The organism is Spiroplasma endosymbiont of 'Nebria riversi' (assembly GCF_018831625.1).
GTDB lineage: Bacteria > Bacillota_I > Bacilli_A > Mycoplasmatales > Nriv7 > Nriv7.
Map to the genome: position 1 here is coordinate 802,886 of NZ_CP065193.1, position 13,339 is coordinate 816,224.

Here is a 13,339-nt window from a genome sequence, read left to right on the forward strand (position 1 = left end):
GTTTAATTAATTCATAATCTGAGGAAATGATAAAATGCTTCATAAAATATATAAAGAAGATTATAAAAATTATCGGGAATGTGCTAAATTATCATTTCTTTTACGAAAAGAAAATCATCAAAAGACAATTCAATGGCACGATAGGGAGTTAACTTATTTTTTTAGTTTGCCTGAATTTGGTGATGAAAAGCAAAAAGATGACTTGACAAATATTTCTGCGCATAGTTTAGAATTATTAGCGAACGATGATTATAGTTTTAGCGATTTAGAGGTAATTGATAGTGAAACTATTCTTGATGGTTTAGAAGTAGGTTACCATGCTAAGCAATATTTTTTACGAAATTATCGTTGTTTTGATTTAGATACTTATGAAAAACATCTTGTGGCAAATAAAACGGTAGAAAAAATTCTTGATGCTAATCTTGGAGTGTTGTTTGAACCGCGATTTGAATATAATGATTGTGTTACAAAGGTTGATGTTTTAAAACGAAATGGTACGGGTTGAGACTTAATTGAAGTTAAGGCAACAACTAAGGTTCATCGTGAACATTTATATGATGTTCTTTATCAATATTATATTTTGACTAATTGCAATATTGAGATTAAAAATATTTATTTAATGCATTTAAATGGTTTTTATTTTCATCAAGGTGATTTAGAATATGATAATTTGTTTATTTTAGCAAGTAAATATAATTTAACAACTACTGGTTCAAAGCAAGAAAATATTATGGTTGGTGTAAAAAAAGATTTAGCAAAGCGAGATTTTAATCAAGATATTCAGCGCATTAAAGATATTTTTCAAATGCCAGTTGCTGAAGCATTAGTGTGGTTAAAGACTAGTCAATGTCATAATCGGGGTAAATATGATTATTGTATTCATGTTTATGCTAAATTACCCAAAGAGCATACAATATTTAATCTTTATCGGTTAGTAAAAACTAAAAAAGCAAGATTATATTATGAAAATAATTTTTTGTCGCTTTATACATCTAATTTTTTTGATCTTAATTTAACAGCTAATCAATATCGCCAAATTAAAGTTGTTCAAAATTTAGAAGGTGTTGTTGCATTGTCAGAACGAAGATATTTACAAAGTATATATAAGGAATATGTGTATCCGATTTATATGTATGATTTTGAAACTGTTAAAAGTGCCATTCCGAAATATGAAAATAGTACACCATATGATCAAATTCCGTTTCAGTATTCAATTCATGTTTTATTGGATAATAAGTTTAATGAAGAGAAACATAATATTAAACATTATCGTTATTTAAGTGACGGTGTTGGTGATCATCGTTTAGTTTTAATTGAAAATTTAATTAAAGATTTAACACGATATGGCGTAGGTACTTATGTTGCATATAATAAAAGTTTTGAGAAGCAAGTTTTAAAAAAAATGGCATTATTATATCCGATTTATGAAGAAATATTAATGCAAATTTCTGATCGGACTGTTGATTTAATGGATTTCTTTAAAAATTTTGCAATTTATAAAGCAGAATTTAATGGTAGTCTTTCAATTAAGAAAACATTGCCGGCTTTTAATTCGGAATTTTCTTATGATGATTTAGAAGTGCAAAATGGAACCGATGCTTCCAGTTTATTCCGTAAACGGTTGTATAATGAATTACAAAAAGATAATAATCATTTGTTTTTCTTGAAATTAAATGATGCTTGAAAAACTATTAGTTGGCAACAATGACAAGACAATTATGTTAAAAATTTGTTATTATATTGTGAACGCGATACTTATGGAATGATAGTTTTATTTACTAAAATTTCTGAATTATTGCGAGAACAGGGATGAATTGAATGGTAACGAAAGTTATTTTTATGGGGACACCGATTTTTGCTAAAGAAGTATTATTAAAATTATTAACAATGGATTTTATTGAAGTTGTAGCTGTTGTTTGTCAACCTGATCGGAAGGTCGGGAGAAAGCAAGAAATGAGGATTGGTGTTGTTAAACAAGTAGCATTAGCATCAAAATTAAAGATTTTTCAACCAGATAATATTAACGATATTGTTTTAGAACTAGATAATTTAAATGCTGATTTAATAATTACTTGTGCGTATGGTCAATTTTTGGGAACAAGGATTTTACAATTGGTGCCGAAAGGTTGCTTAAATATTCATACTTCGTTATTACCTAAATTACGAGGTGGAGCGCCAATTCATTGAGCGGTAATTAATGATGAAAAGGAAACTGGTATTAGTTTAATGAAAATGACATCACAAATGGATGGGGGGCCAGTATTTGTTCAAGAGAAAATTAGGTTGGTAGCAAATGAAACGGCAAGTAGTTTGCATTATCGTTTAATTTTGTTAGCAAATATGATGTTAGAAAAATATTTATTCTTAATAATTAGTGGTAAAATTACTCCAGAAATCCAAAATGAACGACTCGTATCGTTTGGTTTAAATATTAAACGAAATAATGAAAAGATTATTTGAAATGTTGATGCGAGAAAAGTAACTTGTCAAATTCGTGGTCTTTTTGAAATCCCTTTAGCTTATACGACTTATGAAAATAAGATTTATAAAATTCATCAGGCGATCGTTTATGATATTAATAAACAGGAAAAGGTGGCGGGAACAATTTTATCATTTCAACAAGATGGTATTGAAGTTCAAACGAGTAAAGGAAGTGTTTTAATTCAAAAATTACAACCTGAGGGTAAAAAAGCAATCTTGGTTAAAAATTTTTATCAAGGACAACATCCTTTGCGGGTTGGAACAAAATTTATTTAAGGAAAGGATTTGAAAGAAAAATGTATCGTTTTCGTTCATTGAAATATTTAGCAACAACAGGTGTAATCACAGGTCTTTTAATGGTTTGTGGTTATGCTTCTAGTTTTATTAAAATTGGCGTTGGTTGTTTGCAATTAGCTGATATTATTGCTTTACCTTTAATTACCTTTATTTCGGGGCCAATGATTTTATTTACTAATCCGTTTGCGATGGCATTTGCTGATATTATGGGGGGATATTTTGTTTTTATTCCCATTACGATTGTTGTTAGGATTTTAATGTTTGTTATTATTCGGATATTAGAACCATATTTTCATTTTATTATCAGTCATTTTTTTGCGGTTTTACCAGTTTTAATTATTTATCCACCATATACTTACTTTATTTCTAATTTTGATTATAGTTATGCGATTACAGCATTAATTAATGATGCTGTGCAAGCGATATCAACATATATTTTTTCCTTGTTTATTACTTGGTTTTTAATTAGAATTAATAGTGTCAGTTATGGTCATCTTTGAAGTGATAATGATTTTGATTATTTACGAGCGACAGCGTTAGAAAATAGTAATTTAGAACAAAGTAAGGAAATTAAAAATAATGGCAACAAATAAAAATTTAATTCGTAATTTTAGTATTATTGCTCATATTGATCATGGTAAGTCTACTTTAGCGGATAGGCTTTTAGAATTAACGGGTACGGTTAGTAAAAGAGAATTAAAAGATCAATTATTAGATTCAATGGATTTAGAGCGAGAAAGAGGAATTACTATTAAGTTAAATGCTGTGCAGTTGCAGTATGTTGCTAAGGATCATCAACAATATTGTTTTAATTTAATTGATACGCCGGGACATGTAGATTTTACTTATGAAGTTTCGCGTAGTTTAGCGGCTTGTGAGGGAGCATTATTAGTAGTTGATGCTACACAAGGGGTTCAAGCGCAGACAATAGCCAATGTTTATTTAGCGATTGATAATGATTTAACAATTATTCCTGTTATTAATAAAGTTGATTTGCCTAATGCGGACCCCGAAAGAATTAAACAACAAATTAGAAAATTGACAGGAACCGCGTATTCGCATATCCCGTTAATTTCTGCCAAGACTGGTTTAAATGTTGATGAAGTGTTAGAAACTATTGTTAGAGATATTCCTGCTCCAATAAAATCCCAAGATGATGTTCCTTTGCGGGCATTGATTTTTGATTCTTATTATGATCAATATCGTGGTGTAATGATTTTTATTCGTGTTTTTCAAGGAACTGTTAAGATTAATGATAAGATTCGTTTTATGGCGACAAGGGGTGAATATGAAGTTATTAGTGTTGGTATTAAGACACCGTTGGAAGTTCAGCAGGATGCAATCTATGCTGGTCAGGTTGGTTGAGTAGCGGCGGCTATTAAGAATATTAAAGATGTTCAAGTAGGAGATACAATGACACATGCTGATTTTCCAACATTAGTGCCATTATCAGGTTATCGAAAAATTAATTCAATGGTTTATTGTGGATTATATTCCGTTGATAGTTCGCGTTATGAAGATTTAAAAGATGCATTATCAAAATTGCAATTATCAGATGCTGCTTTGGTATATGAACCAGAAAATTCACAAGCATTAGGATTTGGTTTTCGTTGTGGGTTTTTAGGTTTATTACATATGGATGTTATCCAAGAACGACTTGAGAGAGAATATAATTTAGATTTAATTGCTACGGCGCCAAGTGTTATTTATGAAGTGCATTTAACTGATCAACAAATTATTATTGTGGATAATCCGAGTAAATTACCAGAAGTGCAAAAAATTCGTAGTATTAATGAGCCTTTTGTTAAAGTAACGATGATGACTCCTGAAACTTATTTAGGTGGTTTAATGGAGTTATGTCAGCAAAAACGCGGTATTTATCAAAATCTTGTTTATGTTGATAATACAAGAAGGATTTTGACTTATGAAATGCCGTTAAATGAGATTATTTTTGATTTTTTTGATCGTTTAAAATCTGTGTCTAAGGGCTATGCTTCATTAGATTACGAATTATTAGGTTATCGACCAAGTAAATTAGTAAAGATGGATATTTTATTAAATGGTGCGGTTGTTGATGCTTTATCAATGATTGTGCATAAAGATTTTGCGTATGCTCGTGGAAGAAATTTATGTGCTAAATTAAAAGATATTATTCCGCAACAAAACTTTGAAATTCCTGTACAAGCTTCCATTGGTAATAAAATCATTGCGCGAGAAACTATTAAGGCGTTAAGGAAAAATGTTACTGCTAAGTGTTATGGTGGTGATATTAATCGCAAGAAAAAGTTATTAGAAAAACAAAAGAAAGGTAAAAAGCGGATGAAGGCTTTTGGAAATGTTGAATTACCACAAGAAGCTTTTATGGCAGTTTTATCTATTGATGATAAATAAGCATATTATATTGAAATGTTAATTAATCGGTTATTTTATTATTAGTAATAAAATTATGAAACGAAAAAGGATAAATATTAATGTCGTTAATTTTAAATCAAATTCAAAAAATAATTAAAGAGGCAGTAAATAATCTTACTCCTTTTGTTGATGATATTGTTATTGAGAAAACTCGTAATATTGCATATGGTGATTATGCTACTAATATTGCGATATTGTTAGCACCAATTTTAAAGCAAAAACCGGAAGTCATTGCTAAAAAGATTATTGCTATTATTAAGTTAAATGATTTTTTTACTAAAATAGATTTTGTTTTTCCTGGGTTCATTAATTTAACAGTTAATCAAAATGGACTTAGTGCTGTTATTACGGAAATTTTAAAATTAAAAACTAAGTTTGGTAGTGGAGAAGCGACTAATATTAAATATAATTTAGAAATTGTTTCCGCTAATCCAACAGGAATTTTACATATTGGTCATGCTCGTAATGGCGCTATTGGTGATGCGGTTGCAAGAATTTTAAAATTTGCAGGAAATATTGTTGAAACAGAATATTATCTTAATGATGCTGGTAATCAGATTAATGTGTTAGCAAATACAATTTGTTCGTATTATTTACAAAAATTAGGGGTTAATGTTGAAATACTAGAACAATCATATCAGGGTGTTTATCAAGAAATATTAGCAACTAATTTTGTGAATAAATATCAAGATAAATTTATTGCCGTACGAATTGTTAATGGTGTCATTAATGATGAACAAGTATTAGCAATATTTAAACAAGAGTCAGTTGCTTTCTTTTTACAATTAATTAAAACGCAATTAAAGGATTTTCGGATTAATATTGATTATTGGTCGAGTGAGTTAGAAATGTATACAACAAAAGAAATTGATAAGTTAGTAAAGGAATTGCGAGCAACTAATAAATTTTTTGAAAAAGATGGTGCTTTGTGGTTGAAAACGACAGATTATGGTGATGATAAGGACCGAGTTCTTGTTAAACAAGATAAATCGTGTGCTTATATTTTACCGGATTTAGCTTGTCATAATTTACGAATTAAACGAGCAAAAGCTAATTATTTAGTTAATTTTTGAGGCGCAGATCATCATAGTTATTTAACACGAATGCAAGTGGGTTTACAAATTTTAGGTTATGATGCTAATATTTTAAAAATTGTTATTATTCAAATGGTGCGATTAATTAAAGATGGTCAAGAATATAAAATGTCAAAAAGAAAAGGGACGGCCGTATGGTTAATTGATTTAGTTATGGAATTAGGTATTGATGTTGTTCGTTATATGTTATGTTCAAAAGCATCTTCTAGTCATATGGATTTAGATTTGAGTCTTTTAACATCTCAAAGTAATAATAATCCGGTTTATTACTTTCAATATGCTACAGCGCGTTGTGCGAGTATTTTACGAAATGTGCCTCATAATATTGATTTAACAAAGACAATTGCTAGTTATAATTTATTAACACATCCCAAGGAGCGAGAGTTAATTAAAGTATTAGATTATTTTAGTAAAGTAGTAAAAAGTGCTGCTAAATTTTGTCAACCGAATATTATTTGTGATTATATTCAGGAATTAACACGGGGATTTCATTCATATTATTCAGAATGTAAAATTTTGGATGAAACTAATATTACTTTATCAGAACAAAGATTGCATTTAATTATTAGCACACAGTATGTCTTTAAAAATGCTTTAAACTTAATTGCTGTTGATTTTAAGGATCAAATGTAATTTGCTTATTCAGTTAGTGCTGTTTCTAAGAAATTAATTACTATTGTCATATTTAACTTATAAGGTTTCATTTTCCCACGATTATTTTTTCGCATAAATTTTTTTTCGTATCATTGTTTTATTTCGTTATAAGTTGTTAAATTTCATTTAGTGAGAGAAATGTCTTGTTTAGTCAGAAATTTATTAATAACAGCAAATCATGAAAGGTTTTCTTCATAACAATTAAATTGTTTTAAATCTCATTGTAAACAACATTCAATAATGAGAAAAATATTGGTGTCTATTATTAAACTTGGGGGATTGTTTTTAGCATAATATTGGACCAATGTTCCCACATATAAATTTCTTTTGTTCATTTCAGTTATTCAAGTATAAATTACAAGATTAAAATAAGGTCGTTTTAATTTTAAAAAAGGATTCATTGCGATATTGTTTTTATTTTTATTAAGACAATAATCATACATTGAAATTTCTTTTCTTAAAGCTGATAGACTCATATTGTTAGCATAGCAAATAAGTTCATAGGGAATAATACGCATAGTTTCTCCTTTAAAATTAATAATAAATAAATTATACTCTTTAATTTATAAATTATAATTTATAAATTTTTGTAAATCACACACAGTTATTAGACTATGCTTCTCTTAATTGATTTCATAATACCATATTTTGTATTATTAAAATTAAAAAGTTTTTTTAATTTTGTCGAAAAATCTTGATAAAATAAAAAAAATCATCAACTTGATAATTTTAAAAGGCTTTTATGTAAAATTACTATTTTTACTTTAATTTTTTATACATTAAAATATAATACCGCTGTTTGTTGGTTTGGAGTTAAACCCTTATGTTGGTATTTTCATTTTCAGAGATTTAAATAATTTTGAATATTAGTAAAACCTAAACCATGATAATGAATTAAGGCTTCTTTAAGACTAGATTGTAATTTACTGATTTTATTTAAGTTACGATAACTAGCTTCAGGATTAATTGTTGTTTTAGTTACACATAAAGTAGAATTTGTTTGTTTTTCTACTAAATAATATAATTAGCTGATTGTTTTACTTCTTCAAAGCAATACCTAAGAAAACTAAACGCGACCAAATTGCAATTGTTATTGGAAAAACTGAACTTTTTTATATATAATTACTATTAAACATATATAGAAACGAGGACATATTATGGAGTTGAAAGCTATTGGTGCTTCAAACGGAATTGCCATTGCTAAAGTATATAAGTTAATTGAACAACGAATTGAAGTTGAGAAAGAACAAGTTACTAATATTGAAGAGCAATTACGAAATTTAGAACAAGCATTGGATGTATCACTTACTGAAATTCGGAAATTGTATACTGAAACTCTTAAAAAGCTTGGTGAAGATAAAGCTAAAATTTTTATGGCTCATGAGCAAATTATTAGTGATCCCACTATTATTGATGAAATAAAACAGATGATTACTAGTGAACAAGTTACTAGTTCGTATGCGAGTTTTGTTATTGCTAATAAATATATTGCAATGTTTAAAGCGATGGATGATGCTTATATGCGCGAAAGAGCAAGCGATATTGAAGATGTTACTAATCGTTTAATTAAGCATTTATTGGGAATAAAAATTCAAGATTTAGCAATTATTGATGAAGAAGTAATTATTGTTAGTTCTGATTTAACACCATCGCAAACAGTACAATTAAATCCGGAATTTGTGAAAGGATTTCTTTGTGATATTGGCGGTAGAACTTCGCATGCGGCGATTATGGCGCGTAGTTTAGAAATTCCGGCGATTGTAGGATTAAAAGATATTACTAGTAAAGTAGAAAATGACGAACTAATTATTATGGATGGAAAAAGTGGTGTTGTCATAACCAACCCTACTAGTGCTCAACAAGGTGAATGAAAAGAATTGCAAACGCAATGAAAAATTAAGCAACAACAATTGCAAAAATATAAGGATGAACCAACGATAACTTTAGATGGGCATAAAGTTACTTTAGAAGGAAATATTGGTTCTTTTCATGATGTTGATAGTGTTATTGATAATGGCGGCAATGGAGTGGGATTATTTCGTTCGGAATTTTTATATATGAATAGTAATCAATGACCAACAGAGGAAGAACAATTCCAAGCATATAAAGCTGTCTTAGAGAAAATACCTAATGATATGGTTGTTATTCGGACACTTGATATTGGTGGTGATAAGCATTTATCGTATTATCATTTTGAATCGGAAATGAATCCTTTTTTAGGTTATCGCGCAATTCGTTTGTGTTTAGATCAGATTGATGTTTTTAAAACGCAATTGCGAGCATTACTAAGAGCATCGGTTTATGGTAAATTAGCAATTATGTTTCCTATGATCGCTACTGTGAATGAGTTTAAAGAAGCTAAAGCCATAACTTTACAATGTAAAGAAGAATTAAAGCAAGAAAATATTGCTGTTAGTGATGATATTCAAATTGGAATGATGGTTGAAATTCCTGTTGCTGCTGTAATGAGTGATATTTTTTCTCAATATGCTGATTTTGTTTCGATTGGAACTAATGATTTAATTCAATATGGAATTGCTGTTGATCGAATGTCACCGAAGATATCATATTTGTATCAACCTTATCATCCAGGAATATTAAGACTAATTAAAATGACAATTGATGGTGCTCATTTAAATAAGAAATGAGTTGGAATGTGTGGCGAAATGGCAGGAGAAATTTTGGCATTACCATTATTATTAGGAATGGGATTAGATTACTTTTCAATGTCATCAACATCAATATTAGAAGCAAGAAAAATTATTAATAGTTTAACTAAAAAAGATACAGTTGTTCTTGTGAATGAGGCTTTAAAATCTCATAATGAAAATGAAGTAATTACTCTTGTTACTAAATTTTTACAAGAAAAGAAATTAATTTAATGTTTTTAAATATGATATTGGCAACGACAACAATAAATAAGAATATGGGTATTGCTTTAACTGTTAGTTGTCTTATTTTGACAATTTTATGTTTTGTTATTCATTGACTGTTAGTAACAAAATATTTTTCAAAAGTTTTTTATAAGGATACATTGTGATTTTTTATTAAGAAAAATATTTTCTTTTTATGTGGATGTATGTTTACTCTTGGGTTTGTTGCTTCCTTAATTTCTGTATTGAGAATATTTAGTTAAAAGATATATGATAAGAAAGGATACATTATGATTTATTCACATCGTGCTTTAGAAAAAAAGTGACAAGAGTATTGAAAAAATCAGCAAATATTTAAGACGCCTAGTAATATGACAACTAAAAAAACTTATATTCTTGATATGTTTCCATATCCATCTGGTGCCGGATTACATGTTGGTCATTTAAAAGGTTATATTGCTACTGATGTAATGGCACGATTTCGCAAGATGCAAGGTTATGCTGTTTTGCACCCTATTGGTTGGGATGCGTTTGGTTTACCAGCTGAACAGTATGCTTTAAAAACAAAAAATAATCCTGTAAGTTTTACTTTGGAAAATATTAATAATTTTCGTCATCAATTGAAACTCTTAGGTTTTTCTTATGATTATAATAAAGAAATAAATACTACTGACCCTAATTATTATCAATGAACACAATGAATATTTTCACAAATTTATAAAAAAGGTTTAGTTCAATTAAAATGAAGTGATGTTAATTGATGTGAAAAATTAGGAACAGTTTTAGCTAATGAAGAGGTTTTAGTTATTGAAGGAAAAATGGTTTCTGAAAGAGGTCATTATTCGGTTATTAAAAAACCAATGCAACAATGAGTTTTAAAAATAACTAATTATGCTTCAAGACTATTAAAAGGATTAGATGATTTAGATTGACCTAATTCCGTTAAAGAATTACAAAGAAATTGAATTGGTGAACGATTAGGGGCATTAGTGGATTTTAAAATTCAAAATTCATTAGAAAAAATTTCAGTTTTTACTACAAGGTTGGATACGATTTTTGGTGTTAGTGCTATTATTTTAGCACCAGAGCACCCATTAGTAGTTTTGCTTACTATTAAGAATAATGAGCAACAAATGAATGAGTATTTATCAGAAGTTAAAATGAAAACTGATTTAGAACGCCAAGAGTTAAATAATGATAAACAAGGGGTATTTACGGGTAGTTATGCGTTGCATCCGTTAACAAATGAATTACTTCCGATTTGAGTTGCTGATTATGTGTTATATCATTATGGAACAGGAGCAATAATGTGTGTTCCCGCACATAGTGCTGAAAATTATCATTTAGCATTAAAATATAATTTACCAATAAAGATTGTTATTGAAAATAATAATATGAAAATGCCAATAACTGGTGATGGTATTCATATTAATTCTCAGTTTTTGAATGGACTAAATAATGAACAAGCCATTAGTAAAATTATTAATGTTTTGGAAGCAAAAGCAATCGCTAAAAAACATACAACTTATAAATTACGCGATTGATTGTTTTCGCGCCAAAGATATTGAGGTGAACCGTTTCCAATTATTTTTTGAGATGATGGTACCACTAGTTTAGTTGATGAGTTAGATTTACCGGTAATGTTGCCATTAACAGATAATATTGTTTCAACAGTTAATGGTCAGTCGCCATTGGAAAATATGGTTGATTTTGTTAATGTTACTAGAAATGATGGTGTTAAAGGGAAAAGAGATACAAATACAATGCCACAATGAGCAGGTAGTTGTTGATATTATTTAGCATATATTTTGAAACAAGATGACGGTAGTTTTATTCCCTTAAATAGTAAAACCGCATTTAAATTATTGGAACAATGATTACCAGTTGATTTGTATGTTGGTGGTCAAGAACATGCGGTGTTGCATTTACTATATGCTCGATTTTGACATCAAGTACTGTATGATTTAAAAGTTGTTCCGACACCTGAACCTTTTATGAAACTTGTTAATCAAGGAATGATTTTAGGTGTTGATGGTGAAAAGATGTCAAAATCAAAAGATAATGGTGTTAATCCTGATGATATCATTATGACGCATGGCGCTGATGCTTTACGCGTTTATGAGATGTTTATGGGACCATTAACAGCATCAATGCCATGAAATATTCAAGGTATTGATGGTACAAGGAGATGATTAGATCGGATTTACCGTTTAGTAACTGAACATCTTGCTTGAATTATTAAAAATAATGATGGTCAAATGGATAAAATTTATCATCAAACAGTGTTTAAAGTAACTACTGATTTGGAAAATTTAGCTTTTAATACGGCATTATCATCATTAATGGTTTTTGTTAATGCTTGTTATAAAACAAAGCAAATTTATTTACCTTATTTTTTAGGATTTATCAAAATGTTAAGTTTATTTGCTGTGCATTTGGCAGAAGAATTATGATTAATATTAGCCCAAGAAAGTAGTGCTGCTGTTCAAAAATGACCTGAATATGATGCTAAGTATTTAGTGAAAGATGAAGTTGTTGTTATTATTCAGGTTAATGGTAAATTACGAGGAAAATTAAATGTTGTGCCGAATTTATCACAAGAAGAAATTTTAAAAATTATTCAAAATGATGACTATTTACAAAAAATTTTATATCAATATGAAATTAAACAAACAATATTTGTAATGAATAAAATTATTAACTTTGTTACTAAAGTAGCGAATAAACACGATGATTAAGCGAGCGATTATTTTTGCGGCCGGAGTTGGCAGAAGATTAAAATTAAATCATCAACATAAATCATTATTAAATATTAATGGTGAAATTTTAATTTAAAAAATAATAACTAATTTATTAGTGGCTAAAGTTAATGAAATTATTGTTATTACTGGTTATCGTCATCAAGATTTTTTATATTTAGTTGATAAGTATGTGCAAGTTAAGCTTGTTCATAATGCGCATTATGAAAATGGTTCTAGCGCCTATGCTGGTTATTTAGTTAAAGATTACTTACAAGATAATACAATTATTATTAGTGGTGACATGGTAATGGGGCGAAATTTTTTTATGAATTTAACAGCAAAACCAATTATGTGTGCCGTTAAACGAGTAACTAAAAAGATTGATTGAGTGTATAATATATGTAATGACAATAATATTATTGGTTATGAAAAAAGTAATAATATGCACAAGCTATTATTAGGTGAATGGTCATTGTTAGATGAACGATGAGCAAAGGCGATTAGAGAACAATTGCAAATTAAGTTTGCTGAAAATGAGATTTCTCAATATCAAATGGTCGATATTCTTATTGCTAGTGCTTTAAAAAATAAAATTGTTATTGCTCCTTATATATTAATGTGAAGGAGCGCATAAAATATTCGGTTGGTATAAAATTTACAAAAACTAAGAAAAAGACAGAAATAAAATTCTGTCTTTTTTAATTAGGTTAAAATTGTCGTTAACCTTGCTTAGTTTAAAAAATAACAGCAAAAACAACTAAATAAAACTCCCCCACTTGGAATGTCG

At 28.6% G+C, this 13,339-nt stretch carries 9 protein-coding genes; 8 read left to right on the forward strand and 1 reads right to left on the reverse strand.

The genetic code is table 4. From position 1 onward, the window contains the following. Positions 1–34 precede the first annotated feature (34 nt). From I5Q57_RS05210 to argS, 5 genes are all read left to right on the forward strand, one after another. Positions 35–1,825, forward strand: a complete 1,791-nt coding sequence (locus tag I5Q57_RS05210; RefSeq protein WP_215825542.1) for a DUF2779 domain-containing protein — start codon at positions 35–37, stop codon at positions 1,823–1,825. After that, a complete protein-coding gene (fmt, locus tag I5Q57_RS05215) occupies positions 1,819–2,757 on the forward strand; it encodes a methionyl-tRNA formyltransferase (RefSeq protein WP_215825543.1) in 939 nt (312 codons plus the stop codon). Before I5Q57_RS05210 ends, fmt begins: the two co-directional genes overlap by 7 nt. Before the next feature lie 20 nt (positions 2,758–2,777). Next, the gene (locus I5Q57_RS05220) at positions 2,778–3,371 is read left to right on the forward strand and encodes an ECF transporter S component family protein (protein WP_215825544.1); all 594 of its coding nucleotides are present in this window, start codon (positions 2,778–2,780) and stop codon (positions 3,369–3,371) included. Further along, the gene (gene lepA, locus I5Q57_RS05225) at positions 3,358–5,169 is read left to right on the forward strand and encodes a translation elongation factor 4 (RefSeq protein WP_215825545.1); all 1,812 of its coding nucleotides are present in this window, start codon (positions 3,358–3,360) and stop codon (positions 5,167–5,169) included. Before I5Q57_RS05220 ends, lepA begins: the two co-directional genes overlap by 14 nt. 80 nt (positions 5,170–5,249) lie before the next feature. Then, positions 5,250–6,917 carry an arginine--tRNA ligase gene (gene argS / locus I5Q57_RS05230; protein WP_215825546.1) on the forward strand — a complete coding sequence of 556 codons (1,668 nt, stop codon included), beginning with the start codon at positions 5,250–5,252 and terminating at the stop codon, positions 6,915–6,917. A gap of 5 nt (positions 6,918–6,922) precedes the next feature. On the opposite strand, the gene I5Q57_RS05235 is transcribed toward argS, so the two are convergent. Beyond that, on the reverse strand, positions 6,923–7,456 hold the full coding sequence (locus I5Q57_RS05235) for a hypothetical protein (RefSeq protein ID WP_215825547.1): 534 nt from the start codon (positions 7,454–7,456) through the stop codon (positions 6,923–6,925). 639 nt (positions 7,457–8,095) lie between these two features. On the opposite strand from I5Q57_RS05235, the gene ptsP reads away from it, so the two are divergent. The 3 genes from ptsP to I5Q57_RS05250 all read left to right on the forward strand — a co-directional run bounded on the left by ptsP (position 8,096) and on the right by I5Q57_RS05250 (position 13,186). Further along, the gene (gene ptsP / locus I5Q57_RS05240) at positions 8,096–9,820 is read left to right on the forward strand and encodes a phosphoenolpyruvate--protein phosphotransferase (RefSeq protein ID WP_215825548.1); all 1,725 of its coding nucleotides are present in this window, start codon (positions 8,096–8,098) and stop codon (positions 9,818–9,820) included. Between the two features lie 281 nt (positions 9,821–10,101). After that, positions 10,102–12,549, forward strand: coding sequence for a leucine--tRNA ligase (leuS, locus tag I5Q57_RS05245; protein WP_215825549.1), 2,448 nt, complete (start codon positions 10,102–10,104; stop codon positions 12,547–12,549). Between the two features lie 118 nt (positions 12,550–12,667). Next, positions 12,668–13,186 (forward strand): glycosyltransferase family protein, encoded by a 519-nt coding sequence (locus I5Q57_RS05250; RefSeq protein ID WP_215825550.1) that lies wholly within the window; start codon positions 12,668–12,670, stop codon positions 13,184–13,186. The last annotated feature ends 153 nt before the right edge of the window (positions 13,187–13,339 follow it).